Origin of the sequence: Bradyrhizobium sp. 187 (genome assembly GCF_023101005.1) — a bacterium.
Taxonomy (GTDB): domain Bacteria; phylum Pseudomonadota; class Alphaproteobacteria; order Rhizobiales; family Xanthobacteraceae; genus Bradyrhizobium; species Bradyrhizobium canariense_D.
This window is the reverse complement of record NZ_CP064693.1, coordinates 195,399-221,705: the sequence shown is the minus strand read 5'-3', so window position 1 is coordinate 221,705 and position 26,307 is coordinate 195,399. Positions and strand designations below refer to the sequence as shown.

General features: G+C 64.9%; 25 protein-coding genes and 1 tRNA gene. 17 read left to right on the top strand and 9 right to left on the bottom strand.

The window, feature by feature from the left end; genetic code table 11:
- Positions 1–7: 7 nt before the first annotated feature.
- The 3 genes from IVB19_RS01075 to IVB19_RS01065 form a co-directional block, all read right to left on the bottom strand.
- Positions 8–868, bottom strand: coding sequence for a DMT family transporter (locus tag IVB19_RS01075; protein WP_247820882.1), 861 nt, complete (start codon positions 866–868; stop codon positions 8–10).
- A gap of 248 nt (positions 869–1,116) precedes the next feature.
- Entirely contained in the window at positions 1,117–2,097 is a 981-nt protein-coding gene (locus IVB19_RS01070; RefSeq protein ID WP_247820881.1) for a Bug family tripartite tricarboxylate transporter substrate binding protein, read from the bottom strand.
- 100 nt (positions 2,098–2,197) lie between these two features.
- Entirely contained in the window at positions 2,198–3,838 is a 1,641-nt protein-coding gene (locus IVB19_RS01065; RefSeq protein ID WP_247820879.1) for an FAD-dependent oxidoreductase, read from the bottom strand.
- 113 nt (positions 3,839–3,951) lie between these two features.
- Between IVB19_RS01065 and IVB19_RS01060 the strand changes: the two genes are divergently transcribed.
- Positions 3,952–4,863 carry a LysR family transcriptional regulator gene (locus IVB19_RS01060; protein ID WP_018459865.1) on the top strand — a complete coding sequence of 304 codons (912 nt, stop codon included), beginning with the start codon at positions 3,952–3,954 and terminating at the stop codon, positions 4,861–4,863.
- A gap of 45 nt (positions 4,864–4,908) precedes the next feature.
- Here the strand turns inward: IVB19_RS01060 and IVB19_RS01055 are convergent.
- Both IVB19_RS01055 and IVB19_RS01050 read right to left on the bottom strand, forming a co-directional pair.
- Positions 4,909–4,998 (bottom strand) — tRNA-Ser (locus tag IVB19_RS01055).
- 419 nt (positions 4,999–5,417) lie between these two features.
- Positions 5,418–6,557, bottom strand: a complete 1,140-nt coding sequence (locus IVB19_RS01050; RefSeq protein ID WP_018459864.1) for an ROK family protein — start codon at positions 6,555–6,557, stop codon at positions 5,418–5,420.
- A gap of 332 nt (positions 6,558–6,889) precedes the next feature.
- Between IVB19_RS01050 and rplU the strand changes: the two genes are divergently transcribed.
- The 3 genes from rplU to IVB19_RS01035 all read left to right on the top strand — a co-directional run bounded on the left by rplU (position 6,890) and on the right by IVB19_RS01035 (position 8,396).
- A complete protein-coding gene (gene rplU, locus IVB19_RS01045; protein WP_007604396.1) occupies positions 6,890–7,282 on the top strand; it encodes a 50S ribosomal protein L21 in 393 nt (130 codons plus the stop codon).
- Between the two features lie 97 nt (positions 7,283–7,379).
- Positions 7,380–7,649, top strand: a complete 270-nt coding sequence (gene rpmA / locus IVB19_RS01040; protein ID WP_018459863.1) for a 50S ribosomal protein L27 — start codon at positions 7,380–7,382, stop codon at positions 7,647–7,649.
- A gap of 153 nt (positions 7,650–7,802) precedes the next feature.
- Entirely contained in the window at positions 7,803–8,396 is a 594-nt protein-coding gene (locus IVB19_RS01035; protein WP_247820878.1) for a GNAT family N-acetyltransferase, read from the top strand.
- 67 nt (positions 8,397–8,463) lie between these two features.
- Here IVB19_RS01035 and IVB19_RS01030 read toward each other — a convergent pair whose 3' ends face one another.
- Complete coding sequence (locus IVB19_RS01030; protein ID WP_018459861.1) at positions 8,464–9,378, bottom strand: DMT family transporter; 915 nt, start codon at positions 9,376–9,378, stop codon at positions 8,464–8,466.
- Positions 9,379–9,505: 127 nt separating this feature from the next.
- On the opposite strand from IVB19_RS01030, the gene IVB19_RS01025 reads away from it, so the two are divergent.
- From IVB19_RS01025 to IVB19_RS01015, 3 genes are all read left to right on the top strand, one after another.
- Positions 9,506–9,988: a MaoC family dehydratase gene (locus IVB19_RS01025; RefSeq protein ID WP_018459860.1), complete on the top strand. Its 483-nt coding sequence runs from the start codon at positions 9,506–9,508 to the stop codon at positions 9,986–9,988.
- 84 nt (positions 9,989–10,072) lie between these two features.
- Complete coding sequence (obgE, locus tag IVB19_RS01020) at positions 10,073–11,113, top strand: GTPase ObgE (RefSeq protein ID WP_018459859.1); 1,041 nt, start codon at positions 10,073–10,075, stop codon at positions 11,111–11,113.
- A gap of 131 nt (positions 11,114–11,244) precedes the next feature.
- The gene (locus IVB19_RS01015; RefSeq protein WP_018459858.1) at positions 11,245–12,879 is read left to right on the top strand and encodes an alkaline phosphatase family protein; all 1,635 of its coding nucleotides are present in this window, start codon (positions 11,245–11,247) and stop codon (positions 12,877–12,879) included.
- 137 nt (positions 12,880–13,016) lie between these two features.
- On the opposite strand, the gene IVB19_RS01010 is transcribed toward IVB19_RS01015, so the two are convergent.
- Complete coding sequence (locus IVB19_RS01010; RefSeq protein WP_018459857.1) at positions 13,017–13,982, bottom strand: Bug family tripartite tricarboxylate transporter substrate binding protein; 966 nt, start codon at positions 13,980–13,982, stop codon at positions 13,017–13,019.
- Between the two features lie 195 nt (positions 13,983–14,177).
- Here IVB19_RS01010 and proB point away from each other — a divergent pair, with 195 nt between their 5' ends.
- The 10 genes from proB (at position 14,178) to IVB19_RS00960 (ending at position 23,961) form a co-directional block, all read left to right on the top strand.
- Positions 14,178–15,299, top strand: a complete 1,122-nt coding sequence (gene proB, locus IVB19_RS01005; RefSeq protein ID WP_018459856.1) for a glutamate 5-kinase — start codon at positions 14,178–14,180, stop codon at positions 15,297–15,299.
- 187 nt (positions 15,300–15,486) lie between these two features.
- The gene (locus IVB19_RS01000) at positions 15,487–16,782 is read left to right on the top strand and encodes a glutamate-5-semialdehyde dehydrogenase (protein WP_018459855.1); all 1,296 of its coding nucleotides are present in this window, start codon (positions 15,487–15,489) and stop codon (positions 16,780–16,782) included.
- A gap of 20 nt (positions 16,783–16,802) precedes the next feature.
- Complete coding sequence (locus IVB19_RS00995; protein ID WP_026233892.1) at positions 16,803–17,447, top strand: nicotinate-nucleotide adenylyltransferase; 645 nt, start codon at positions 16,803–16,805, stop codon at positions 17,445–17,447.
- Between the two features lie 238 nt (positions 17,448–17,685).
- Positions 17,686–18,042: a ribosome silencing factor gene (gene rsfS / locus IVB19_RS00990; protein WP_007598906.1), complete on the top strand. Its 357-nt coding sequence runs from the start codon at positions 17,686–17,688 to the stop codon at positions 18,040–18,042.
- Between the two features lie 96 nt (positions 18,043–18,138).
- Positions 18,139–18,621: a 23S rRNA (pseudouridine(1915)-N(3))-methyltransferase RlmH gene (rlmH, locus tag IVB19_RS00985; protein WP_018459852.1), complete on the top strand. Its 483-nt coding sequence runs from the start codon at positions 18,139–18,141 to the stop codon at positions 18,619–18,621.
- Positions 18,622–18,654: 33 nt separating this feature from the next.
- Positions 18,655–19,986, top strand: coding sequence for a murein hydrolase activator EnvC family protein (locus IVB19_RS00980; protein ID WP_018459851.1), 1,332 nt, complete (start codon positions 18,655–18,657; stop codon positions 19,984–19,986).
- Complete coding sequence (locus IVB19_RS00975; RefSeq protein ID WP_018459850.1) at positions 19,983–21,338, top strand: S41 family peptidase; 1,356 nt, start codon at positions 19,983–19,985, stop codon at positions 21,336–21,338. Before IVB19_RS00980 ends, IVB19_RS00975 begins: the two co-directional genes overlap by 4 nt.
- A 145-nt stretch (positions 21,339–21,483) precedes the next feature.
- Positions 21,484–22,716 carry a divergent polysaccharide deacetylase family protein gene (locus IVB19_RS00970; RefSeq protein ID WP_018459849.1) on the top strand — a complete coding sequence of 411 codons (1,233 nt, stop codon included), beginning with the start codon at positions 21,484–21,486 and terminating at the stop codon, positions 22,714–22,716.
- A 75-nt stretch (positions 22,717–22,791) separates the two neighbouring features.
- Complete coding sequence (locus tag IVB19_RS00965; RefSeq protein WP_018459848.1) at positions 22,792–23,295, top strand: RNA pyrophosphohydrolase; 504 nt, start codon at positions 22,792–22,794, stop codon at positions 23,293–23,295.
- Positions 23,296–23,460: 165 nt separating this feature from the next.
- Positions 23,461–23,961: an RNA pyrophosphohydrolase gene (locus IVB19_RS00960; protein WP_018459847.1), complete on the top strand. Its 501-nt coding sequence runs from the start codon at positions 23,461–23,463 to the stop codon at positions 23,959–23,961.
- Between the two features lie 78 nt (positions 23,962–24,039).
- Here the strand turns inward: IVB19_RS00960 and IVB19_RS00955 are convergent, their stop codons facing one another.
- Both IVB19_RS00955 and IVB19_RS00950 read right to left on the bottom strand, forming a co-directional pair.
- On the bottom strand, positions 24,040–25,671 hold the full coding sequence (locus IVB19_RS00955) for an adenylate/guanylate cyclase domain-containing protein (protein WP_018459846.1): 1,632 nt from the start codon (positions 25,669–25,671) through the stop codon (positions 24,040–24,042).
- A 151-nt stretch (positions 25,672–25,822) separates the two neighbouring features.
- The gene (locus tag IVB19_RS00950; protein ID WP_018459845.1) at positions 25,823–26,230 is read right to left on the bottom strand and encodes a F0F1 ATP synthase subunit epsilon; all 408 of its coding nucleotides are present in this window, start codon (positions 26,228–26,230) and stop codon (positions 25,823–25,825) included.
- Between the last annotated feature and the right edge of the window lie 77 nt (positions 26,231–26,307).

Below are 26,307 nucleotides of genomic sequence, written 5' to 3'. Positions count from 1 at the left end.
TTCGGCCTCAGGCAAACCGCCGTGCGAAGAAGACGCAGGCGACCACCAGCGCGGTCGCGACGATCATGCTCCAGGCCACAGGTTCGTGCAGGAGCAGGCCTGCAAGCGCAAGGCCGAAGAACGGCTGGAGCTGCTGCAACTGGCCGACGCGGGCGATGCCGCCGATCGCAAGCCCGCGGTACCAGAAGATGAAACCGACGAACATGCTGAAGACCGAGACGTAGGCGAGCCCGATCCAGGCGGCCACACCGACGCCGCTCCATGTCGACGGCCAGGTTAGAATCGCGACCGGCACCATCAGCGGCAGCGACAGCAGCAGCGCCCAGGAGATCACCTGCCAGCCGCCGAGCCGGCGCGACAGCGCGGCGCCTTCGGCATAGCCGAGCCCGCACAGCACGATCGCCGCGACCATCAGGAGATCGCCGGTGAGCGATGCGGTGCCGTCGTTGGACAGCGCAAAGCCGGCGACAGTGGCGCTGCCCAGAATTGCAAAGAGCCAGAACATCGGCTGCGGCCGCTCGCCGCCGCGCAGCACGCCGAAGATCGCGGTCGACAGCGGCAAGAGCCCGATGAAGACGATCGAATGCGCCGAGGTGATGTGCTGGAGCGCAAGCGCCGTCAGCAAGGGAAAGCCGACCACGACGCCGATGGCGACGATCGCGAGCGAGACGAGATCCTTGCGCTGCGGCCGCGCCTGACGGAGCAGGCCGAGCACGGCCACACCGATCAGCGCCGCGATGACCGCGCGCGCCGAGGTCAGGAACAGCGCGGAAAACCCGCCGACCGCCACGCGGGTCGCCGGCAGCGATGCGCTGAAGATGATGACGCCAAGAAGCCCGTTGCCCAAGCCGCTGCCGGAAGAGTGCATGCCCATCTCGCCTTGTCGGTGGTGATCCGAACTGGCGAGGCCAGCCGGTGTCGCGACGATTACCTGTAAGCCTCCCAAGGCCCAACAACAAAAAGCGCGAAAACAACCCCATGCACAGTAGCCGGAGCTGCAAGATCAATGACTTACGCCGGGGCGGAATCGTGTTTCTAGACCGCGATCGTGATGCGGCGGGCGCTGAAGGCGAGCCGGGGATGATTGCCGACGAGCAGCAGGGCTGCGTGGGACACTTAATTCGCCTTGATGCCCGCTTCACTGATCAGCTTGCCCCATTTCGAGCTTTCGCTTTGGATGAAGCGGCTGAACTCCTCCGGCGAGGTCGGTGCAGGCTCTGCGCCAAGCGTCCGGATCTTCTCGACCACCGATGGATCCTTCAGGGCCTTTCCGAAGGCTTCGTTCAACCGGCCGACGATATCGGCTGGCGTGCCGGCCGGAGCAACCAGCCCGAACCAGCCAACGGATTCGAAACCCGCAATACCGCCCTCGGCGAGTGTCGGCACATCAGGCAAGGACGACAGACGCTGCGCAGACGACACACCGATGGCGTTGAGCTTACCTTCGAGGATCAGTTGCCTCGATGCGGGGATATCCAGTACCGCGAAGGGGACATGGCCTGCGAGAACATCGACCGTCGCCGGCGCGGTCCCGCGATAGGGGACCAGCTCCATGGCGATCCCGGTCTTCTGCGTGAACAGTGCCGCGGTCAAGTGCATGGCGGTCGAATTGCCGCCATGCCCGATCGACAACGCGCCCGGCTTGGCCTTGGCGAGCGCGATCGATTCCGCGACCGTATGCGCCGGCACGTTCGCTGACGCAACCAGCACGAAGGGAATTTTCGCGAGCAGGGTGATCGGCGCAAGATCCTTCGGATCGAACGGCATCGACGAATTGAGATGCGGATTGACCGTCAGGCTGCCTGCCGGCGCAATGCCGAGCGTATAGCCGTCAGGCTTGCCCTGCGCGACCGCGGCCATGCCGATGTTGCCTCCAGCACCCGCGCGGTTCTCGATCACGAGACCCTGTTTGAGCTCGGCAGTGACCAGCGGTTCGAGCGCGCGGATGACGGTATCGGCGCTGCCGCCGGGCGGAAAGGTCACGATGATCTTGATCAATTGCTCGGGATAGACCGCTCGGACCGCCTCCAGCGGCAGCACGGCGAAACTCGCGGCCGTCAGCACGGCCAAAATGCGGCGGCTTGCAACGTGAAACACGTTTCCCTCCTGGTGCGAGTCTTTTTTTGTTTTGTGAACCACGACTTTGTAAATCACCTGCCGGCGGACTTCGCCGCGAGACCGTCCGCTTCAAATCGCCTTACGCCGAAGCGCCGGTGATGCGCGTCAGCAAGCCTTGTGGGTCCGCTGGCGCGGCCTGCCCGCGCCAGGCGATGTGCTGATCGGGCCGCGCCAGCACCAGCTTCTCGGCATACGCGCCGTTCGCTTCGTCCGGCGCAATGTCGAGCAGCGCGAGCGGAATGCCGCGCTGCTCTGCGGCAGACTTCAATGGCGCTACATCGATCGCCGGATCGAACCGCAGCAAAGTGTAGCCGACGCCGAAGGCATCGTAGAGCGATCGCCCGTCCCGCAGAAACAGGTGCGGCGCGCGAGCGCCCGGCACGGTGGAGGGGGTGAAGCTGCCCATCGCGTAAGCGGGCGGCGTCTCGCCGTCATAGGCGATGATCGGCGAGGCATCGTAATAGTAGCCGAAGTTCAATCCGGCACAGCAATATTGCTGCACGTTGAGATCGTAGGCCGCCCTGGCCAGCGCTGCGCGCGCGGCGTGGCCGCGCGGCGTGTCGTCCTCGATCTCCGCGGAGACTCCACCACGCTGCGCCATCATCTTCATCGCATGGTCCATGGCAAAGCGCGACACCTGTTCGGTGATGGGCTGACGCTCCGCCTCGTAGGCATCCAGGATCGAAGCCGGCGCCCACCCGTTCAGATGCGCCGCCACCTGCCAGCACAGGTCGACGGCGTCCGCAATCCCCGCATTCATGCCGTAGCCCGCATACGGCATCCACAGATGCGCGGCGTCGCCGCAGATGAAGGCTCTGCGGTCGCGGAAGCGATCGGCGACAAGCCGGCGGCCGACCCAGTCCTCCTTGCTGAGGACGCGGTATTCGAAGCGCTCGTCGACGCCGAGAATGGCGCGGATCGCCCAGTCCCGATCGACCGAATCAAATTCGGGCTCGTCTGGCTTCAGGTGATTATGGATCAGCCAGCGGTCCTGACCGTCGATCGCCACCGTCGTGCCTGAGCGTCGCGGGTTGAGCGAGAGCACCATCCAGGCCGGCTTGTGCGCGCCCATCAGCTCCTTGAGCTGCGGCGCTTCGATGAAGGTCGATTGCACGCGCTGGATCACCGGCGTGCCGGACAGGTTGGCGCCGATCGATCTGCGAACCAGGGAACGGCTGCCATCGCAACCGATCACAAAGGAAGCCTCGATGCGGAGCGAGCTTCCGCTGTCGAGGTCGCGCGCCAATGCGACCACATGGTCGTCATTCTGCTCGATGTCCGTGATTTCCGTGCGCGCCAGAATGGTGATGCGCGACTGAGCGGCGGCATGGCTGAACAGGATCGGCTCGAGATAGACTTGGTTGATCCGGTGCGGCGGCTCCGGCGTCGGCCACCAGGTGTCGGGGCCGCCGGTGGCGCTGTAGCGGCGTGCGCGCGAGGGAATGTCGATGCGGCACAGCTCGATGCCGGTCGCCGTGGTCCGGTAGGAGCAGTCGTTCGGGAAATCTGCGGGCAGGCCTGCGTCGCGCAGCTTTGCGGCGACGCCGAGCCGGCGGAAGATCTCCATCGAACGCGCCGAGACGTGATTGCATTTGACGCTGGGCGGATCGCCGGCATGGCGGATCTCCGCGACCACGACGTCGATCCCACGGGAAGCCAGATCCATCGCCGCGGTCAATCCGACGGGCCCGGCGCCCACCACCAGCACCTGTGTCCTCATGTTCGTTTCCAATCCCTTGGCGATCGCCGCTTCACCGACCACGGCATGCATTTTATTGCATGCTCGCTTATGTGATAAGCCGGAAAGAACTCATCAATTCATGAGCTTTGCCTATGAACGTCACCTTACGGCAATTGCAGGCCTTCACCGGCGTGTACCGTACGCGCAGCATCACGCGGGCTGCGCGCGAGCTGGGGATCACGCAATCGGCGGCGAGCCTGTTGATCCAACAGCTCGAAGCGCAGCTCGGCGTCAAACTGTTCGATCGCTCCACTCGTTCGGTGCAGCCGACGCGGGCCGCTGACGAGGCAGTTCATGCCGCCGAACGGATGCTGGGCGATGCGCTGGGCCTGTCGCGGCGCATGCGTGACCTCGCGCAGGCGCGCGCCGGCCGAGTCGCGTTTCTCGCCTCAGCCGGTACCGCATCGGCACTGCTGCCCTCGGTGCTGGCAAAATTCCGGGCAGGCTATCCCGACATCGAAATCGACATGCGCGACGTCGCCGCCGACGATCTCGTTCCACGTCTGATCGCGACGGATGCGGAGTTCGCGATCGGCAGCGTCGAGGGAGAATTCGCGGAGCTGACGATCGAGACGCTGACCCGCGGCCGCCTGAGCGCCATCGGCCGGCGCACCCCCGACTTCGCGGCACGGCGCTCACTGACATGGGACGAATTGGATCAGATGCCGACGATCGCGATGCGGCGCGAGACGCGGATACGCATGCAGATCGATCAGGCGCTGGGGAGCCAGGGCAAGCACCTCAACCCGACCTATGAAGTGACGCTGATCAACACCGCGCTCGCCATGACGGCGCAGGGCCTCGGCCTTGCTATCCTTCCTGCGACGATGCTGCCGGCCGATCAATTTCCAACTCTGATCGCAAAGCCGCTGATACGCCCTGCCATCACCCGCCCGGTGTCGCTGCTGCAGCGCCAGGGTCGGACGCTGTCGCCGGCCGCGCAGGCGTTCGTGGCGACGGCGCGGACGGTGCTGGCGGAGCGAGAGCCGGCAAGATCAGACTGATCTGCCGAGCTTTCTGGAAAGCCGTTTTATTGTGGCGGATGATGTTGGCGGAGAGGGAGGGATTCGAACCCCCGATAGGCTTGCACCTATGCCGCATTTCGAGTGCGGTGCATTCGACCACTCTGCCACCTCTCCTGAAGGCGCCAAGTAAGGAGCATGGCCCCTGTGGTTCGGGCGTTAATAGGCGAGGATGGCGGGCCAGACAAGGCTTGCGAGGGCGAAAATCGGGCCGGTTTTCCGGCTGGACCCACGATGTCACGGTGATGATCGGGGGCGATCGCGGATTTCGGCGGCGGTTTGCGCGGGAATGGGCCTGAGCCGTTCGCCACTGACCCGGCGCGAGCCCGATGCGGCACGTCGGTGCCGAATCACTGGTACCCGCAAAAGGCGGGGTGGGACCGCCAGACGCGGTAAACACTGGCGGTCCCGGTGCCGCTCATTGAAATACTGGCTGGGAAGGGCGGCTTCGCCGGCCAGGTGAGGCGACGGTTTCGACCGTAGCGTGCGGGCGGTGCACCGCAACGCAATCCGGTCCTTAACCTAACCAGTCAAGGTTACTCCTTGTCGGACTTGGCCTTTTTCTTCCCGTTCTCCGTAGAATCGCGGTCTTTGTCTTTGTCCTTGCCGTTGTCCTTGCGGCGGTTGGTGAAGCGGGCATTGCCGAGGCCGGTGCCGATGGTGAGCACGCCCCAGCGATCGACGTCCTGCATGAACGGCACCTCGGAGAGGCCCTGAACCACGCCGTCATTGTGCATCAGGATCGCGGTGTCGTGCTCGCCGATCTGCGGAATGCCCTCGAGCAGGCTCGCCGGCAGGTTGAACTTGCTGCTCTCCCAATTGCCCGGCAGGTTCTGTGCGCCTTTCTCGATGGAGCCGTCCGCGTTGATCACGCCGGGACAGGCGATGCCGATGAACGGCGCCAGCTTGTAGCCTTCCTTCTCGGCCTCGGTGATCAGCCCCTTCAGCATCTTCGTCAGCCGCTTCACCGCGCCTTCGCGCGTCGGCTCGTCGTCGGCATGACGCCACAGCTCGGACTTCACGACCTTGGCTTTCGACAGGTCTTTTGCCTTTTTCCAGCTGGTCTCAACCAGGCCGCAGCGGATGTTGGTGCCGCCGATATCGACGGCGAGGATGCTGTCATGGGCCTCGAAGATCCACGACGGCGCCAAATGCAGCGCGCCGATCAGGCCGGCCTCGTCGGGATGATGGCGGATCGGCAGCATGTCGATCTTGAAGCCCTCGGCGATGAGGATAATCTCGGTGCGCGCGATCGCGAGCTCGCCGAGCCGGGAATCGCGAAAACCGCCGCCGACCACGATGCGCTCGGTCTTGGCCCAGGCCTTGGACTTGAGGAAGCGGCGGGTGACGTAAGCGAGCTCCTGGGCGAAGTCCTCGATGGCGCTATGCACCACCGCCCAGGCCTCGGTGTCGTCGCCGACCAGGATGGCGTCCAGCGTCTTCTTGCTGATCTCGTCCGACGGCTCCTTGCCGAACGGGTCCTCGCCGGACTTGCGCAGCGGCTTGCGCCAGCGCTCGAGGATCTCGCGGAACGCGCCCTTGCTGGCGCGGTCGCCGATGAAGCCATCCTCGTCCTTCATCTCGATGTTGAAGCTGTCGATATCCACCGACGGCAGCCGCTCCGCGCCGTGATGAGCGATGCCCGTCGTCGTCTTGACCAGCTCGTCTGTTGCCATGGTAAGCCCCTTGCCCGTGTGACTGAATTCGCCGGGACAACGGCGGGGGAACCTGTTGGTTGCGGCGCGGTCCGAAATTCGCCTGCGGGCCGGATCGGGCCCAAATGCTTCAAATCCGGCCGTTTTCGCCGGCTTTTCCTTGACTCCGGGGGATCAGCGGCTATAAATCCCGCAACCGGCGCGGGGCGTTTCTCGCGCCGCTTGTTTTTACGTGGGTTTTCAAAGGGATAACTCCCGCCCGCACAAAACTCGCATAAACCCATAACGACTGACAAAAAGCCGGCCCCGACAATATGTCGCGAGGCCGGGAATGAACACGAAGGAAAACAACGATGTTCGCAGTCATCAAAACCGGCGGCCGGCAGTACCGCGTCGTTCCGGATGATGTCCTGGAAGTAGGCAAGATCGAAGGCGAAGTCGGCTCGATCGTGCAGCTCAATGAAGTTCTCCTGGTCGGCGGCGACACGCCGATCCTGGGTCTGCCCACGGTCGCCGGCGCGTCCGTTGCGGTCGAGGTGCTCGACCACAAGCGCGGTCCCAAGGTCATCGCTTTCAAGAAGCGCCGCCGCAAGAATTCGCGCCGCAAGCGCGGCTATCGCGACGAGATCACCGTGCTGCGCATCTCGGAGATCCTGACGGACGGCGCCAAGCCCACCAAGGGGCCGCGTCCGAAGCGGGAGAAGGTCGCCAAGCCAGAGACCACGACCGAAGAGGCCGCCGCATAATTTGATCACGCGCCGTCACGAAGTGATGCGTGAGAAATTGTGAAATGATTCCGTCAAGGAATTGATCTAGAAATACGTAGAATTTCGGAGACGAGCCATGGCTCACAAAAAAGCAGGCGGTTCATCGCGCAACGGTCGCGATTCCAAGGGCAAGCGCCTCGGTATCAAGGCGTTCGGCGGGGAAGTTGTGATTCCCGGCAACATCATTGCGCGTCAGCGCGGCACCACCTGGCATCCCGGCCTTAATGTCGGCATGGGCACGGACCACACCTTGTTCGCCAAGATCGAGGGCCGCGTAACGTTCCAGGCCAAAGCCAACGGCCGCACCTTCATCTCGGTGCTCCCGCTCGCAGAGGCGGCTGAATAGACGGTGGATCAAATTTGGAGTCCGCCGGGTCCCAGACCGAACCGGCGGAGTCCTTGAGATCACAGATCGAAGGCTCCAGGGGAGGCGGGAAACCGGCCTCCCCTTTCGTTTGCGTGCTCACTTTTCACTTTAGTGACTTCGACGGAGCCGGACATGTTGCAGGATTTTTCGAGCGTGACCTTGCGGGAGGCGAGACCCAGCGTCGTCGCCACCGAGCGGCTGACCTTGCGGCGGCCGACCCTCGCCGATGTCAGGACCATCGCCCTCCTCGCCAACGACCGTCGCGTCGCCGAAAACACAAGGCGCCTCCCGCATCCCTATTCGCAGGACGACGCCATCGCCTTCATCCGCGCCAGCGCCCTGCCCGGCAGCGAGGCGGTGTTCCTGATCGAGCATGACAGCGGCCCCATCGGCATGGTCGGCATCGACCGCTCGACGCCCGACAACGCCGAGCTCGGCTATTGGCTCGGCGTCGAGCATTGGGGCCGGGGCTTTGCCACCGAGGCCGCACGCGGCGCGATCGACTTCTTCTTCGAGGAGTTCGAGGACGATCATCTCTATGCAGGCGCGCGCGTCACCAACCCGGCCTCGCGCAACGTGCTGGAGAAGTGCGGCTTCCAGTGGAGCGGCGTCCAGCTGCATCGCTTCCTGGCGCTGGGCTCGTCCACGCCCGTCGACTGCTTCCGTCTCTCGCGCGGCGTGTGGGCGTCGCTGAAGAGCTGGAGCAGCGCGCGAAGGGTGAGGTAGGGCGGAGGCGGCTCAAACTGTCGTCCTGGTGAAAGCCAGGACGACGCTCGAATTTATTCCGCTGTAATCACGCTGGCGGATTCACATCCGCGTCCCTGCGTCCGAGATCGCGCTCACGCAGATAAATATAGAACCCGGCGGCGATGATGATGGCGGCGCCGACGATGGTGGCGATTTCGGGCACGTCGCCGAACACGACGAAGCCGAAGATCACCGCCCAGACGATCATCGAATATTGATAGGGCACGACGACGCTGGCCGGCGCGAGCTTGAGCGAGCGGTTGACGCAGAACAGCGCCGTGACCGAGACGCATCCCGCCAGCGCGAAGATCACGAGGCTGCCCGATGTCGGCGGCACCCAGTGGAACGCCGACAGCACAGCGCCCAGCAAGAACGTGCCGACGAATTGCGACGACGCCATCACGATATCGGGCGTCTTGCGCAGGCTGCGCGTGATCAACATCAGCGTTGCGAAAGAAAGACTGCCGCCAAGCGCGATCAGCGCCGGCAGGCTCACCGTCTGTGCCGAGGGCCGCAGCGCGATCAGGACGCCGCAGAAGCCGATCAGGATCGCCGTCCAGCGCCGCCAGCCGACCTTCTCGCCGAGAAAGATCGCCGACATCGCGGTGACGAAAATGGGCCCGGCGAGATAATAGGTGATGACGTCGGCGAGCGGCAGGTAGACCGTCGCAAGGAAGAAGGCCGCCACTTCCAGCGTCGACAGCACGACGCGAAAGAGCTGGAGACCCGGCCGCTCCAGATGCAGGAACTGGTGACGCTGCCGCCAGACCAACGGCGACAGCAGCAGCAGCGCCGCGCAGGCGCGCAGGAACAGCAGCTGCCCCACCGAATAAGTCCCGACCAGGAACTTGCCCATGGCATCGCCAAACGAGAACATGAAGATCGACAGCACCATGAGCGCAATCCCGGCAAGGCGCGCCGAGCGTTCGTCATAGGCCGATAGATTCTTGAACAGGGGCATCGAGCGCCGTTGTAATGACGCAGGCCGTCACGACAAGCCCGCGTTGGACGAATTGAACGGATTGTCGCACTCTCCGCGTCGCGGTAGCGACAGGTGTCTCACAAGAGAGCCAGGAAAGAGCTTAGCCATGACCGACTTCGACCCGGCCCGGCATCGCATGATCCCCGCGCAACGCTGGTTTGAGGATTTCGTGGTCGGCGAGCGCTTCGTGCTGCCGAGCCGCACGCAGACGACGGCGGTGTTCGCGGCGTTCCAGACCGCGAGCGGCGACACGCATCCGGTGCATTACGACGTGGAGTATTGCCGCAGCCGCGGCATGCCGCATCTGCTCGCCCACGGTTTCCAGACGCTGATCCACACCGCGCCCGGCGCCGGCCTGTTTCCGTTCATGGTCGAGGACTCCCTGGTCGGCTTCCTCGAGCAATCCAGCCGGTTCCTCAAACCTGTCTTCGCCGACGACACAATCTATCCCGCGCTCGAGGTCACCGAGCTGGTGCCGGGACGCTCGACCGGCGTGGTGACGCTCAAAAGCACCGTGTTCAACCAGCGCAAGGAGCTGGTGCTGGAGGGCACGCAGAAATTCCTGATCCGGCGCCGGCCAGCTGGTTAAGCAAGGCCACAAATCGCCGGGTTTCGGCCGATTTGCGGGTCCATCCGGGTTGCCGCGCGGGACCGGCTGGCCTACCTATGGCCCATGAAATTCCTAGACGAAGCAAAGGTCTATATCCGCTCCGGCGACGGCGGAAACGGCTGCGTGGCGTTCCGCCGCGAAAAATTCATTGAATTCGGCGGCCCCTCCGGCGGCAATGGTGGCCGCGGCGGCAATGTCATCATCGAGGTCGCCGACGGGCTGAACACGCTGATCGACTATCGCTACCAGCAGCACTTCAAGGCCCAGAAGGGCGAGAACGGCTCGGGCTCGGACCGCCACGGCGCCAATGGCAAGTCGATCGTGCTGAAGGTCCCCATCGGCACGCAGATCTTCGATGAAGATCGCGAGACCATGATCCACGATTTCACCACTGTCGGCGAAAAGTTCGTGCTGGCCGAGGGCGGCAATGGCGGCTTCGGCAACGCGCATTTCAAGACCTCGACCAATCGCGCGCCGCGCAATGCCAATCCCGGCCAGCCCGGGGAGGAGCGCTGGATCTGGCTGCGGTTGAAGCTGATCGCGGATGCCGGCCTCGTCGGCCTGCCCAATGCCGGCAAATCGACCTTCCTTGCCAAGGTCAGCGCGGCCAAGCCGAAGATCGCCGACTATCCCTTCACCACGCTGCATCCGCAGCTCGGCGTCGTGAATGCCGACGGCCGCGAATTCGTGTTGGCGGACATCCCCGGCCTGATCGAAGGCGCGCATGAAGGCGTCGGTCTCGGCGACCGCTTCCTCGCCCATGTCGAGCGCTGCCGCGTGCTGCTGCATCTCATCGATGCGACCTGCGAGCACGCCGGCAAGGCCTACAAGACGGTGCGAACGGAGCTGGACGCCTATGCCGGGCAGCTCACCGACAAGATCGAGATCGTCGCGCTGAACAAGATCGACGCGATCGAGCCGGACGAGTTGAAGAAGCAGAAGGAGCGGCTGAAGCGCGCCGCCAAGAAGACGCCGCTGCTGCTCTCCGCCGTCACCGGTGACGGCGTGCAGGAAGCGTTGCGCTCTCTTGCGGATGTGATCGGCGAGAGCCCGGTGTCTGCGAAAGCGAAGAGCGCGGCCGAAGCGGAGCCGTGGTCGGTTTGATTTTTCGTCGTCCCGGCGAAGGCCGGGACGACGCTGGAGTGTACGGCCGCAGACGCGTGCATCGCTGATAGCTTGTCTTCGCGCCCTCGATAGCGCAGCATCCCACAATCAAGAAACGGCAGGGATCACGCATGGCGCGCGCGAAGAACGTTCTCTGGATCATGTGCGACCAGCTTCGCTATGACTATCTCGGCTGCACCGGCCATCCCACGCTGAAGACACCGAACATCGACGCCATGGCGAAGCGCGGCGTGCTCTTCAGCAAGGCCTATGTGCAGTCGCCGATCTGCGGCCCCTCGCGGATGTCGTTCTACACCGGGCGCTACATGCGCTCGCACGGCTCGCACTGGAACGGCTGGCCGTTGCGGGTCGGCGAGCCCACCCTCGGCGATCACCTCAAGAAGCTCGGCGTGCGCTACGTGCTGGTCGGCAAGACCCACATGGCGCCCGATCTCGAAGGCATGAAGGCGCTCGGCATCCCGCCGGAATCGATGATCGGCGTGCACGTCGCCGAATGCGGGTTTGAGCCCTATGAGCGTGACGACGGCCTGCATCCCACGGGGCGGCCGCGTCCGAAATACGACGAATATCTGCGCCAGCAGGGCTTTGATGCGCCCAATCCCTGGGAGCATTGGGCCAATTCAGGCGCGGCCGAGGACGGCTCGCTCCAGAACGGCTGGCTGCTCGTGCATGCCGACAAGGCCGCGCGCGTGCCGGACGAGCATTCCGAGACGCCCTACATGACGCGACGCGCCATGGATTTCATCGGCGAGGCCGAGACCGACGGCAGGCCGTGGTGCCTGCATCTGTCCTACATCAAGCCGCACTGGCCCTACATCGCGCCCGAACCCTACGCCAGCATGTATTCGACATCGGACATGATCCCGGTGATCCGCTCCGAGCGCGAGCGGCAGAACCCGCATCCGGTGTTCGGCGCCTATATGGACATGCGCTACTCCCGCAACATGGCGCGCGACGATGCCCGCGAGAAGGTGATCCCGACCTATATGGGCCTGATCACCCAGATCGACGCCCAGATGGGCGTGCTGATGAAGTTCCTGGAGGAGCGCGACCTGCTGGACACCACCATGATCGTGTTCACCTCCGATCACGGCGACTATCTCGGCGATCACTGGATGGGCGAGAAGGATCTGTTCCACGAGCAGTCGGCGAAGATCCCGCTCATCATCATCGATCCCTCGAAGGAGGCGGATGCGACGCGTGGCACGCGCAACGATGCGCTGGTCGAAGCCATCGATCTCGCGCCGACCTTCGTCGACTATTTCGGCGGCAAGGTGCCGGGCCATATCCTCGAGGGACGCTCGCTGCTGCCGCTGCTGCGCGGCGAGAGTCCGCCGGATTGGCGCAAGGTGGCGTTCTCCGAATACGACTATGTCATGCAGGACGTGCGGCTGAAGCTGAATCAGCCGATCGAACGCTGTCGCCTGTTCATGGTGTTCGACGGCCGCTGGAAATACATCCACGCCTCAGGCTTCCTCCCGATGCTGTACGACCTCGAAACCGATCCGGAAGAGTTTCTGGATCGCGGCGACGATCCCGAGTGCGCCGGCGTCATCGCTCGACTGCAGGCCGAGCTGTTCGACTGGGCGCTGCATCCCAACGACCACATCACGACGCCGCGCGAGAAAATCGCCGCCTATGCCGACAACCAGCTCCAGGTGAAGGGCGGGATTTTGATCGGTGTTTGGGACGAAGCGGAGCTGGCGTCGATCAAGGACGGGATCGCGCAGCGCGCGAAGCTGTGAGTGAGCGGAAAGAGCCTCTCTCAGCTCGTCATGCCCGGGCTTGACCCGGGCATCCACGTCTTGCGTTAGGTGGCGGTGCACGTGGATGGCCGGGACAAGCCCGGCCATGACGGCGGAGAGCGGAGCGCAAACAGAAACTAATTCTCGATCTTGTACCCCGTCGCCTTCACGACCGGCTGCCAGAACGCGGTGTTGGCGGCGAGCTCCTTGGTCAGACCTTCCGCGCTGCTGCCCACCGGGATCAGACCGATCGCGGTGAGCTTCTCCTTCACCTCGGGCTTGGCGAGCGCGGCGCTTGCGGCCGCGCCGAGCTTGCTTGCGAATTCCGGCGAGCTGCCGGCGGGAAGCCACATGCCGTACCAGGCGTCGGCGACGAGATCGATGCCGCTCTCTTTCAAGGTCGGCACCTCTGAGGCAAAGGGCGAACGTTCCGCGCTGCTCACCGCGATGATCTTCACGCCCTTGGCGCGATGCTGCGCAAGCGCGTCGGCCAGCGTGGTGATCCCGAACGGAACATGGCCGCCGACGAGGTCGTTGAGGATAGCTGCGCTGCCGCGATAGGGCACGCGGCTCAAGGGAATGCCGAGGTCCTTCTCCAGCTTCGAGCCCATGAAATGCGGAATGGTGCCGCTGCTGGGTACGCCGAACGAGGTCCTGTCCGGATGTGCCTTCAGCCAGGCCGCGAACGACTTGAAATCCACAGCGTCGACCGCCGGGCTGATCACCAGCGCAAATTCAAAGCGCGCCAGCAGCGAGACCGGGACGAAATCCTTTGCAGCATCGAAGCTCGGAATCGTCTCGACCATCGGCAGCAGGTACATCGTGGGTCCGGTCGTCACCAGCACCATGCTGCCGTCGGGGCTTCCCCCCTTCACCGCCTTGATGCCGATCAGGCCGTCACCGCCGGTGCGGTTCTCGACCACGATGGTCCGCTGCAGTGCCGGCGCCATCTCCTGCGCGATCAGCCGGCACAGCGTGTCGCCGCCCGCGCCGGCCGCGAACGGGAAGATGATCTTGGTGAGCCCAGCCTGTGCGCGCGTCGCTCCCACCTGCGCCAGCAGCGGCAGGCTCAGACACCGGACCATGAATTTGCGGCGATCCATGGGTTTCCTCCACCGTTATGGTTGGCAGCATGAGAGCCGGACGGCCGCCCGGGGCAACCCGGCGTTCATCCTTTAGCATGCCGGCGCCTTGCGCGGGCCATCGTCCTGCTGCAAAAGCAGGGCCTCATCGGCGCCGCTCTCGCTCCGCCGTGTCCGATGCAGAGCAATCCGTCACACGCGCCAGCACTTGCACACATGGCCAGCCCCGAACTCAGTCAATTCCGCCGCATCGTCGTCAAGGTCGGCTCCGCGCTGCTGGTCGATTCCGACAAGGGCGAGGTGCGCGCGTCCTGGCTTGCCGCGCTCGCCGACGACATGGCCAAGCTGCATCGCGAGGGGCGTGACGTGCTCGTCGTCTCCTCCGGCTCGATCGCGCTCGGCCGCAGCCGCCTGAAATTGCCGCGCGGCCCGCTGAAGCTGGAGGAGAGTCAGGCAGCCGCCGCCGTCGGTCAGATCGCGCTCGCCCGCATCTGGTCGGAGGTGCTTGGCGCCCACGGCATCGGCGCCGGCCAGATCCTGGTGACGCTGCAGGACACCGAGGAGCGCCGCCGCTATCTCAACGCGCGCTCCACTATCGGCAAGCTGCTGGAGTGGCGCGCGATCCCCGTGATCAACGAGAACGACACGGTCGCCACCAACGAGATCCGCTACGGCGACAACGACCGCCTCGCCGCGCGCGTCGCCACCATGGCCAGCGCCGACCTGCTGGTGCTGCTGTCCGACATCGACGGGCTCTACGACGCCCCGCCGAAGAACAACCCGAACGCCAGGCTCATTCCCGTCGTCGACAGCATCTCCTCCGAGATCGAGGCTGTGGCAGGCGACGCCGAGTCCGAGCTGTCGCGCGGCGGCATGCGCACCAAGGTCGAAGCTGCCAAGATCGCGACCACCGGCGGCACGCATATGCTGATCGCCTCGGGCAAGATCGAGCATCCGTTGCAGGCGATCGCCGATGGCGGCCGCTGCACCTGGTTCCTGACGCCGGCCAATCCCATCACCTCGCGAAAACGCTGGATCGCGGGCTCGCTTGAGCCGAAGGGTACGCTGACGATCGACGCCGGCGCGGTCGCGGCCCTGCGCGCCGGCGCCAGCCTGCTGCCGGCCGGCGTGATCAAGGTCGAGGGCCAGTTCGCCCGCGGCGACGCCGTGATCGTGCGCGGCCCCGACACCAGCGAGGTCGGCCGCGGCCTGATCGCCTACGACGCCGACGATGCCGAGCGGATCAAGGGCCGCTCCTCCCCGGATGTCATGGCCATCCTCGGCATCAGCGGGCGGTCCGAGATGATCCACCGGGATGATCTGGTGGTGGGCGGGTAGCCGCTAGGGCATCCGAGTAGGCGCCGGCCGAGGCGTGGATGGCCGGTCAAGCCCGGCCATGACGCCGGAGCTGGGCCATTGATCGAGCTGCCGTCCGGCACGTGAAGCCCTGCCATACCCTGCCGACCCTTCGCAAAAGCGGGATTTCCGTGCTAGGACACTGCCTTAGCAGAAGGTTGAAACTCCCATGGCCGCCCCCCTCAAAGCCGTCGACGGCAATGCCGATCTTCAGGCGCTGATGACCGATCTCGGTACCCGTGCCCGCGCTGCCGCGCGCGTGCTGGCGCTGGCGCCGCCGGAGCAGAAGAACCGGGCGCTCGAGGCCATGGCGCGGGCGATCCGCAACAATGCCGCCGCGATCCTCGCCGCCAATGCCGAGGACGTCACCGAGGCCCGCGCCTCCGGCAACGCCACCTCGTCCTTCATCGACCGCCTGACGCTGACGCCGGCGCGGGTGGAGGGCATGGCCGAGGGCATCGGCATCGTGCGCGGCATTGCCGATCCCGTCGGCATCGTCACCGAGAGCTGGCAACGGCCGAACGGCATGACCATCGAGCGCGTGCGCGTGCCGCTCGGCGTCGTCGGCGTGATCTTCGAGAGCCGGCCGAACGTTGCGGCGGACGCCGGTGTGCTGTGCCTGAAGTCGGGCAATGCCGTGATCCTCCGCGGCGGCTCCGACAGTTTCCGCTCCTGCCGCGCGATCCATGACTGCCTGGTGCAGGGCCTGCGCGAAGCGGGCCTTCCCGAGGCTGCCATCACGCTGGTGCCGACGCGCGACCGCGCGGCGGTAGGCCAGATGCTGTCGGGATTGAATGGCGCCATCGACGTGATCGTGCCGCGCGGAGGCAAGAGCCTCGTCGCGCGCGTCGAGCAGGAAGCGCGCGTGCCGGTGTTCGCGCATCTCGAAGGCGTCAACCACATTTACGTCGACGGCAGCGCCGACCTCGCCATGGCGAAATCGATCGTGCTCAACGCCAAGATGCGCCGCACCGGCGTCTGCGGCGCCGCCGAGACGCTGCTGGTCGATCGCGCCGCAGCCGGTAAAAACCTCAAGCCGCTGGTTGAGATGCTAATCGAGGCCGGCTGCGAAGTGCGTGGCGACGACGCCGTGCAAAAGATCGATGCGCGCGTCAAACCCGCGAGCGCGGACGATTGGGACACCGAATATCTCGATGCGATCATCGCAGCGAAGGTGGTGAACGGCGTCGACGGCGCGATCGCGCATATCCAAAATCACGGTTCGCACCATACCGATGCGATCGTGAGCGCCGACGAGACCGCTGCGAAAAAATTCCTGAGCGAGGTCGATTCCGCGATCGTGCTGCACAACGCCTCGACGCAGTTCGCCGACGGCGGCGAGTTCGGCTTCGGTGCCGAGATCGGCATTGCCACCGGCAGATTCCACGCCCGCGGCCCGGTTGGCGCCGAGCAGCTGACGAGCTTCAAATATCGCGTTCACGGCACCGGGCAGACGCGGCCGTAGACGACGCAGGGCGCGGGGCATTGAGCAACAATTTCGTCGCGCCACGTTTCTTCGCGCAGGCCATACCGACCCATACCTCGGGCATGCGCATCGGCCTGCTCGGCGGCTCGTTCAACCCGCCGCACCAGGCCCATCGCGCGATCAGCCAGTTCGCGCTGAAACGACTCCAGCTCGATCGCGTGTGGTGGCTGGTGACGCCAGGCAATCCGCTGAAGGAGAACGGCGCGCTGCATGAGCTCGGCGCGCGCATGCAGGCGGCGCGCGAAATGGCCGACGATCCCAGGATCGAGGTGAGCTGTCTCGAATCCGTCATTCGCACGCGCTATACCATCGATACGATCAACACCTTGCGCCGCCGCCTCTCGGGCTTGCGCTTTGTCTGGATCATGGGCGCCGACAACCTCGCTCAATTCCATCGTTGGCAGCACTGGCGGCGCATCGCCGACCAGGTGCCGATCGCGGTCATCGACCGTCCGCCGCAGAGTTTTCGCGCCCTCGCCTCTCCCGCCGCCCAGGCGCTCAGGCGCTATCGGATGCCGGAGAATGAGGCCGCCTTGCTCGCGGACCGGCCCGCGCCAGCCTGGGTGTTCCTGACCGGAATGAAGCTGAATCTCTCGTCGACCGGCTTACGGAACCCGGACGGAAGCTGGAAAGGTACGAAGTGAGTCAGATTGTGCGAACGCCATGCGGTCTTCGGGCTCTCTGGCATATTGAAACCCTTAACCCCACATGATGTAGTGTAACCAGTGGGCGCCGGATTCGGCGTTCGCGATACAGTGAAAGGAATGGTCCCTGACCACATCTGTATTGTCCAAGACAGCCTCACCCAAGACGGCTTCACCGAAGTCTGTTTTACCCAAGGTTGCCAAGCCGACGCGTAAAACATCGACCAAAGCTGCGGCCTTGAAGGCGCAACCCGACGCCGACAAGACGCTGAGCCTGATCCTCTCCCGCCTCGACGACATGAAGGCGGAAGAGACTGTGACCATCGACCTTCGCGGCAAATCGGCCTACTCCGACTACATGATCGTCACCACCGGCCGGGTGAACCGGCACGTCGGCGCGATCGCGGAGAACGTCGCCAAAGGCCTCAAGGAAAACGGCATCAAGAACATCCACGTCGAGGGCTTGCCCAATTGCGACTGGGTGCTGATCGATTCCGGCGATGTGATCGTGCACGTGTTCAGACCCGAGGTCCGCGAGTTCTACAGTCTCGAGAGATTGTACACGCAGGGCCCAGGGGCGGCGAAGGCGATCTGAGAGGCTGCTGGCCGATTTCGAATCGGCTGACGCGCATGCTAGCGTCGTGCGCGCGCAGATCGCGCGCGGTCCAGAAAACGCGACCCTGAACATATCATGCGCATAGCCGTCATTGCGGTGGGCCGGCTGAAGCAGGGCCCCGAACGGGAGCTTGCCGAGCGCTATTTCGAGCGGTTCGACGAGGCCGGCCGCAAGCTCGGATTCCGCGAGCTCGCCATCCACGAATTGCCCGAAAGCCGCGCGCGCGATACGGCGACGCGGATGGCCGAAGAGGCCGCGGCGATCTCCGCCCATATTCCCGAAAAGTCGGTGCTGGTGGCGCTGGACGAGCGCGGCCAGAATCTGGATTCGACCGTATTCGCACGGCATCTCGGGCGCTGGCGCGACGAGGGTGCCGGTCATACTATCTTCATGATCGGAGGGGCGGACGGACTTTCGCCCGAATTGCGCCGTAAGGCCAAGCTCGTGATCGCGTTCGGCTCTGCGACCTGGCCGCATCAAATGGTCCGCGTCATGCTTCTGGAACAGCTTTATCGGGCCGCCACCATTCTGGCGGGCCACCCCTATCACCGCGCGTGATCCGCGCCACAACGAGCACCTTTGCTTAAAGCGATGCGAGCGCCGATTTTCAACCTGCTGCTGATCGCCGGCGTTGCCGGCGCAAGCCTCGCGCAAGCTCAGACGCCTGCACCGCAGACTGCGGCCGTAGCGCCCGATGCGATCAAGCAGCGCGAGCAGGAGCTCGAAGCCGCGCGCGCCAGCAAGAAGAGCGCTGAGGAAGCGCAGGCCAAGCTCAAGGCCGAGATCACCTCGCTCGGCCAGGACCGCACCCAGCTCAATCAACAGTTGATCGACACCGCCGCCAATGTGCGCACCGTCGAGACCAAGATCGACGAGGCCGAAGCGCGGCTGCGATCGCTGAACGGCCGCGAACAGGCGATGCGCAGCTCGCTCGATTCACGCCGCGCCGACATCGTCGAGGTGCTGGCGGCCTTGCAGCGCGCCGGAAGGCGGACGCCGCCGGCACTTCTGGTACGGCCCGAGGATGCCCTGCAATCGCTGCGCACGGCGATGCTGCTCGGTGCCGTGGTGCCGGAGTTGCGCGGCCGTGCCGAGAAGATCGCGGGCGAGCTCGGCGAGCTCGTGGCCTTGCGCAAGACCATCGCGACCGAGCGCGACCAGCTTGCCTCCGACCGCGACAAGGTGCGCAACGACCAGACCCGGCTCGCGGCTCTGGTCGACGAACGGCAGCGTCAGCAGGCGTCGCGCGAAAAGGACCTCGACGCCGAGAACGCGCGCGCCGTTGCGCTCTCAAGACAGGTCGGCGATCTCCAGGGGCTGATCGCCAAGATGGAGCAGGATCTGCAAAGCGCCGCCAAGGCGGCCGAGAAAGCAGCTGAGGCCGCCAAGCAGGCCGAGGCCAAGGCGGCTGCAAACGCGGCCGCCAGCGCCAAGACCGGCCCCGGCACATTCAAGGATCGTTCCCGCACCACCCCTGCGATGGCCTTCGCCGCGGCCAAGGGCCTCCTGCCTCTGCCGGTTAACGGTAACAAGATCAGGGATTTCGGCGGTTCGGACGGGCTCGGCGGGGTCCAGAAGGGCATTTCGCTGGCGACGCGGCCCGGCTCCCAGGTCACGACGCCGTGTGATGGCTGGGTGGTCTATGCCGGCCCGTTCCGCAGCTATGGACAACTCTTGATCCTCAATGCCGGGGGCGGGTATCATGTGCTGATCGCCGGGATGGAGCGCATTTCGGTCAACATCGGACAATTCGTGCTCACGGGGGAGCCTGTCGCGACCATGGGGTCGACCTCTCAAGTCGCCTCCATTCTCGCCACGAACGCGAGTCAACCTGTGCTCTATGTCGAGTTCCGCAAAGACGGCACTCCAATCGATCCAGGCCCATGGTGGGCCGCAAATGAAGGCGAGAAGGTTCGCGGATGATGCGCAAGACTTCAGTTATCCTCCTCAGCGCGGCCACCGGTGCGGCGCTGACGCTGTTCGTGACGCAACCGCGCGCGGTCTTCATGGGCTCCAGCGCGCGAGCCGCCACTGCGGACACCTATCGCCAGCTCAATTTGTTCGGCGACGTGTTCGAGCGCGTGCGCTCGGACTATGTCGAGAAGCCCGACGACACCAAGCTGATCGAATCCGCGATCAGCGGCATGCTTACCGGTCTCGATCCGCATTCGAGCTACATGGACGCCAAGAGCTTCCGCGACATGCAGGTGCAGACCCGCGGTGAGTTCGGCGGCCTCGGCATCGAAGTCACGATGGAAGACGGCCTGATCAAGGTGGTCTCGCCGATCGACGACACCCCGGCCTCGCGCGCCGGTGTCATGGCCAACGACATCATCACCAATCTCGACGACGAGGCGGTGCAGGGCCTGACCCTGAACCAGGCGGTCGAGAAGATGCGCGGCCCGGTCAACACCAAGATCAAGCTGAAGATCATCCGCAAGGGCCAGGACAATCCGATCGACGTCACGCTGGTGCGCGACAACATCCGCGTCCGTTCGGTGCGCGCCCGCGTCGAGGCCGACGACATCGCCTATATCCGCATCACCACCTTCAACGAGCAAACCACCGAAGGCCTGAAGCGCGAGGTCGCCAACCTCTCGAATCAGATCGGCGACAAGCTGAAGGGCTACGTCATCGACCTCCGCAACAACCCGGGCGGCCTGCTCGAGGAAGCGGTCACCGTCTCCGACTCCTTCCTGGAGAAGGGCGAGATCGTCTCGACCCGCGGCCGCAATGCCGAGGAGACCCAGCGCCGTACCGCGCATACGGGCGACCTCACCAAGGGCAAGCCGGTCATCGTGCTGGTCAACGGCGGCTCGGCTTCGGCGTCGGAGATCGTCGCCGGCGCGCTGCAGGACCACAAGCGTGCGACCATCGTCGGCACACGCTCGTTCGGCAAGGGCTCGGTGCAGACCATCATTCCGCTCGGCTCCGGCAACGGCGCGCTGCGTCTGACCACGGCGCGCTATTACACGCCGTCGGGCAAGTCGATCCAGGCCAAGGGCATCGTGCCCGACATCGAAGTGCTGCAGGACGTGCCGGACGAGCTGAAGTCGCGTACCGACACCAAGGGCGAAGCTTCGCTGCGCGGCCATCTCAAGAACGACGGCGACGAGAAGACCGGCTCGCAGTCCTACGTTCCGCCGGACGCCAAGGACGACAAGGCGCTCAAGCTCGCCGACGATCTGCTCCACGGCATCAAGAACAGCGCGTCCGCGGCGCCCACGCCGGGCGGCGACAAGGCCACGACCGACAAGCCCAAAGCGGCGAACTAGGTCGGCGCATCGCGATCTGACGAAAAGGGCGGCTCCCGGAGCCGCCCTTTTTGCTTGGAACTCCTGATATCCCCCGGCCTATCCCGGCCTGCCGCCGCTTGACCCCGGCGTGGTATCGTCATTGCTGAGTGATTCGGGATCGCGCATGACTGAAACGGCCGATGATCTGAGCGCCCCGCTCGGACGGGACAAGCCGCGCCGGAAACGTCGGCTGCGGCTGCCGTTCACGGCCATGCAGCTGCTCGCGGTCCTGCTCGGACTGTTCCTGGTCACCTTTGCCGGCTTCGCCATCTTCAACAAGGATCCGCTCGGCGGCGAGCCAATGACACGGCTCGCGATCCGCGAACCCAATGCCGCAGACAAGGCTGGCGACGACAAGCCGGCCGCGGCCGGCCATGGCCAGGACAGCAAGCAGGAAAGCAAGCAAGAGACCAAGGACGCACCGAAGCAGGCGGGCGAGCAGAAGACCGTCACCATGATCGACGGTTCCACCGGCATGCGCCACGACGTGGTGATCGGCGGCGATGCCGCCGGCAAAAGCGAGACGGCGGCGGCCTCCGCACCGCCGCCCGTCATGGCCGGGATCGACCCAAAACTTCTTGAGAAATCGCGCTATGGCATGATCCCCGCGGTTTCCGGGGATCTGAAGCCGTTCAACGTCTATGCGGCGGATGCCGACCGCGCCAAGGCCGCCAAGATGCCGGTGGTCGCGATCCTGATCGGCGGCCTCGGCGTCGGCGCCGCCAAGACCACCGATGCCATCATGCGGTTGCCAGCGGCGGTGACGCTGGCCTTCACGCCCTATGGGTCCGATCCAGGAAAACTCGCCGAGCGCGCCCGCGCCCAGCGCCACGAGATCTTCCTCCAGATCCCGATGGAGCCCTATGACTTCCCCGACAACGATCCGGGACCGCAGACGCTGCTGACCTCGCTGAGTGCCGACCAGAACATGGACCGCCTGTACTGGCATTTGAGCCGGATGCAGGGCTATGCCGGCCTCACCAATTTCATGGGCGCCCGCTTCATCGCGACGGAGCCGGCGATGCAGCCGATCATCCGCGAGGCGGCCAAGCGCGGGCTCGGCTTCTTCGACGACGGCTCCTCGCCGCGCAGCATCGCGCCGCAAGCGGCCGGCAGCCAGGCGATGCCGTTCGGCAAGGGCGATATCGCGATTGACGCGGTGCCGACCCCGGCCGAGATCGACCGCGCCCTGACCAAGCTCGAAGCGGCGGCGCGCGAGCGCGGCGTGGCCGTGGGCACCGCCTCCGCCCTCCCGGTCTCGATCGAGCGCATCGGCGCCTGGACCAAGACATTGGGCGACCGAGGTATCCTTTTGGTGCCATTGACAACCGCGATGCTGAAATCAAAATCCAGCTAAATCAACGGATTGGTATGGTACAGGCCCGCGGGGCCTGCTTAAGCCTTACCGACAGCATGCGAGAGGTCTGGCGGAATGGCGCGTTACGAGGATCTGCCCTACCGGACCTGCGTCGGCGTGATGTTGCTCAACAAGGACGGACTGGTGTTCATCGGCCGCCGCGCTGGCGGCATCGAGCATGTCGACGACACCCATGTCTGGCAGATGCCGCAGGGCGGCGTCGATCCCGGCGAGGACAATTGGGAGGCCGCCAAGCGCGAGCTCTATGAGGAGACCAGCGTGCGTTCGGTTGAGCGGCTCGGCGAAGTTCCGGACTGGCTCACTTACGACATTCCGCGCACGGTCGCCGGGCGCACCTGGAAGGGCCGCTACCGCGGTCAGCGCCAGAAATGGTTCGCGGTCCGCTTCACCGGCAAGGATAGCGAGATCAACGTCGAAAAGCCCGGCGGCGGTCACAAGGCCGAGTTCGTGAGCTGGCGCTGGGAGCCGATGAAGAACCTGACCGGGCTGATCGTCCCGTTCAAGCGCCCGGTCTACGAGCGCGTGGTGAAGGAATTTTCCGCGCTGGCGCAGGATTAGTTCAAGTCGCCATTCCAGGTTGATGCTAGAGCCAGTTCCGTTCCGATAGAATCGGGACGGGGCTCTAGTTTTTTATTTTGACGCGTTTTCTTGACGCGAACCGGTATCCACTTCGCTCGAAAACGCTCTAATGCACAGCCTGAAATGACGACGAGAGATCCACGCGTGAGCACTGAAAAACCCTACCGTCCCAATGTCGGAATCGCGCTGTTCAATGCCGATGGCCGCGTGCTGATCGGGCACCGCTTCAAGGGCGACGGACCCGAGATCATCCTGCCGGGTCTGGACTGGCAGATGCCGCAGGGCGGCGTCGACGAGGGCGAGGATTTGCGCGATGCCGCGCTGCGCGAGCTCTGGGAAGAGACCAGCGTCAAGAGCGCATCCTATCTCGGCGAGACCGACTGGTTGACTTACGAATTCCCGCCATATGACGGGCCGCAGACACATCGACTGGCGAAATTCCGCGGCCAGCGCCAGAAATGGTTCGCGTTACGCTTCACCGGCAAGGATGACGAGATCGATCCGCTGACGCCGCGCAACGGGCAGCCCGCCGAGTTCGACGCCTGGCGCTGGGAGCGGCTCGACCGCGTCCCCGATGTCGTGGTGCCGTTCCGCCGCCACGTCTACAGCGCAGTGGCGCAGCAGTTTGCGCCGTTCGCGAACTAAAAACGCGAAAAACAACCCCATGCACAGTAGAACGGGGTTGAAATCATTAGAGAACTTTGCCCGGAAATTTGCGTGAGCCTAGTTGATCGGTCCCACCGTGAACGGGCCGATTGCGATGAGGTGGCAGTCGCTGTCGCGCTTGGCGCAGTCGGCGAGCGCGGAATTGACGGCGGTCTGCTCGTCCGCGGCCTTGAGGCCGAGGCCCGGCCGGCCCGCGGTGCCGACCGCGACGGCGTTCCAGCCCATGCCGTCGGCGAGCTTGCGCACGACCTCGTCGCGCGCATCTGCGATGATCGAGGCGTTCGACGCCGCATGGAAGAAGCCGGTGATCCGGAGCAGGGTCGGGATCGGCACGACGAAATTCTCGTCGACCGCAACGACCAGGCAGGCGACGCCGGCGATCGCACCGCACGATTCCAGTGAACGCCGCGCGGCATCGTCGGTGGACGATGCGCCCATCACCATGAAATATTGGCCGCCGGGGCCGAGCGCGACCGCGCGGGATTTTGCCGCGGGCACGAACATGTTCTCGAGCCGGACCTTGGCGGGATCGCGCACCATCGGAAAGTCTTTCGAGGCGAAGGCGCGCTCGGTCATGGCATCATGCCGGACGAACGGTTGCGGCGGCATCGGCGGTTTGCCGTGCGTGTAGACCACATTGTTGCCGACTGCATAGAGCTCGCAACGCCGCGGCGACTGCGCGGCATCGGCGCGCTTCTGGCACTGATCGAGTGCGGCGTTGCGCGCGGCTTCCTCGTTCGGCTGATTCAACGACGCGCCGGTGAACCCGCCGACATTGAGTGCGAACGCCTTGTAGTCGCCGGCAGCGGAATAGTCGCCGGCCAGGTAGTTGCGGATGCGCTCGTTGATGAAGGGGACGCTGTCGGCAGGAAACTTGCCGGCCATCGGTGAAGCCGATGGTGCCGGCATGGGCATCGGCGCTTTCGCCGCCATGGTGGATGACGGGCTTGGCGCTGCTGCCGCAGCCGCGTTGGGCATCGGACTTGATGCTGGGCTTGGCGCGGTCACTGCAACCGCCGGCGCCCTGGTCGTCTCGAGCTTGGTGAAATAGAGGAAGCCGCCGACGCCGATGGCGACGACGGAGACGACACCGACCACCAGCGGCCACATCCAGTTCGGCGCGGCCTCAGCCTTCGTCACCTTCTTGATCTGCGGCGTCGCGTAGCTACCGTCCCCGCGCCGCATCGCCACCATGTAGGCGTGCACCGGCGTCGGGATGTTCTTGACCTCCTGCGCGCCGATATCGGCGAACTGCACCGACAGCTTGTTGGCGACCTGCTCGTGCACGGCGCGGGAGACGCAGATGCCCCCGACCTCGGCGAGGCCCTCGAGCCGGGCGGCGATATTGACGCCGTCACCGAGCAGATCGCCGTCGCGCTCGACCACGTCACCGATGGTGATACCGATGCGGAACGACATCTGCCGGCTCGGCGGATAGGCCATGTTGCGGGTTCGCAGGGATTCCTGAATGTCGATCGCGCAGCGCACCGCATCGACTGCGCTTGGAAATTCCGCAAGCACGGCATCGCCCGCGGTGTTGAAGATGCGTCCGCCCGCCCTGGCAATGAAATCATCGACGACCTCGCGATAGGCGGCGAGACGCCGCAGCGTCTCCTCTTCGTCTTCCGCAACCAGTCGCGAGTAACCGGCAATATCGGCCGCGAAAATCGCTGCGATCTTGCGTTTCATCTGCGGTCGGCCCCCGGAACAAAGTTCGCGGGCGCAGAATGGCGCTATCGGCGGCGCCGTGCAACAAAGTTTCAGCGCCCGCCACTCCCGTGACGAGCGCTGAACTTATTCAGGAATTTTCAGTTCGGGCCCCGGCGCAGTGCACCGGGGCTTAGTGCATCGCCGTGCTGCTGAGCTGCTGCTGGATGCTCTTGAAGTGGTCGAGCCGGGCGATGGCTTGATCGAGCTCGTTGCCTTCGTGCTCCTTCAAGCCCTCTTCCATCTCCGAGATGGTCGCGGCGAACTGCGCGCGGTCGAGCTCGGCCAGCGAGGTCGCGACGTCGGCGAGTACGGTCAGGCCCTTCTCGGAGACTTCGGCGATACCGCCGAGCACGATGATCTTCTCGTGCTTGCCGCCGGTGGTCACGGTGAGAATGCCGGGCCGGATCGCGGCCACGACCGGCGCGTGTCCCGCCAGCACGCCGAAGTCACCTTCGACGCCGGGGATATCGACCTGGTCGACCTCGCCCGAGAAGGCGAGCTTTTCCGGCGAGACGAGATCGAAGTGGAAGGTGGCCATTGGAAACCTGCGAATGGTGAGTAGCGAATTGCGAATGGAGCGGGAGCGGCGCGACTATTCGCTACTCCCTGCTCGCC

Coding starts and splice junctions, on each gene's coding strand:
- IVB19_RS00965 (WP_018459848.1), top strand. CDS start 22,792: ATGGCGCGTTACGAGGATCTGCCCTACCGGACCTGCGTCGGCGTGATG.
- IVB19_RS01015 (WP_018459858.1), top strand. CDS start 11,245: ATGGCGCGCGCGAAGAACGTTCTCTGGATCATGTGCGACCAGCTTCGC.
- IVB19_RS01000 (WP_018459855.1), top strand. CDS start 15,487: ATGGCCGCCCCCCTCAAAGCCGTCGACGGCAATGCCGATCTTCAGGCG.
- IVB19_RS01025 (WP_018459860.1), top strand. CDS start 9,506: ATGACCGACTTCGACCCGGCCCGGCATCGCATGATCCCCGCGCAACGC.
- IVB19_RS00950 (WP_018459845.1), bottom strand. CDS start 26,230: ATGGCCACCTTCCACTTCGATCTCGTCTCGCCGGAAAAGCTCGCCTTC.
- rlmH (WP_018459852.1), top strand. CDS start 18,139: ATGCGCATAGCCGTCATTGCGGTGGGCCGGCTGAAGCAGGGCCCCGAA.
- IVB19_RS01030 (WP_018459861.1), bottom strand. CDS start 9,378: ATGCCCCTGTTCAAGAATCTATCGGCCTATGACGAACGCTCGGCGCGC.
- IVB19_RS01060 (WP_018459865.1), top strand. CDS start 3,952: ATGAACGTCACCTTACGGCAATTGCAGGCCTTCACCGGCGTGTACCGT.
- rpmA (WP_018459863.1), top strand. CDS start 7,380: ATGGCTCACAAAAAAGCAGGCGGTTCATCGCGCAACGGTCGCGATTCC.
- IVB19_RS01010 (WP_018459857.1), bottom strand. CDS start 13,982: ATGGATCGCCGCAAATTCATGGTCCGGTGTCTGAGCCTGCCGCTGCTG.
- IVB19_RS00980 (WP_018459851.1), top strand. CDS start 18,655: ATGCGAGCGCCGATTTTCAACCTGCTGCTGATCGCCGGCGTTGCCGGC.
- IVB19_RS00975 (WP_018459850.1), top strand. CDS start 19,983: ATGATGCGCAAGACTTCAGTTATCCTCCTCAGCGCGGCCACCGGTGCG.
- IVB19_RS00970 (WP_018459849.1), top strand. CDS start 21,484: ATGACTGAAACGGCCGATGATCTGAGCGCCCCGCTCGGACGGGACAAG.
- proB (WP_018459856.1), top strand. CDS start 14,178: ATGGCCAGCCCCGAACTCAGTCAATTCCGCCGCATCGTCGTCAAGGTC.
- obgE (WP_018459859.1), top strand. CDS start 10,073: ATGAAATTCCTAGACGAAGCAAAGGTCTATATCCGCTCCGGCGACGGC.
- IVB19_RS01065 (WP_247820879.1), bottom strand. CDS start 3,838: ATGAGGACACAGGTGCTGGTGGTGGGCGCCGGGCCCGTCGGATTGACC.
- IVB19_RS00955 (WP_018459846.1), bottom strand. CDS start 25,671: ATGAAACGCAAGATCGCAGCGATTTTCGCGGCCGATATTGCCGGTTAC.
- IVB19_RS01050 (WP_018459864.1), bottom strand. CDS start 6,557: ATGGCAACAGACGAGCTGGTCAAGACGACGACGGGCATCGCTCATCAC.
- IVB19_RS01075 (WP_247820882.1), bottom strand. CDS start 868: ATGCACTCTTCCGGCAGCGGCTTGGGCAACGGGCTTCTTGGCGTCATC.
- rplU (WP_007604396.1), top strand. CDS start 6,890: ATGTTCGCAGTCATCAAAACCGGCGGCCGGCAGTACCGCGTCGTTCCG.
- IVB19_RS01035 (WP_247820878.1), top strand. CDS start 7,803: ATGTTGCAGGATTTTTCGAGCGTGACCTTGCGGGAGGCGAGACCCAGC.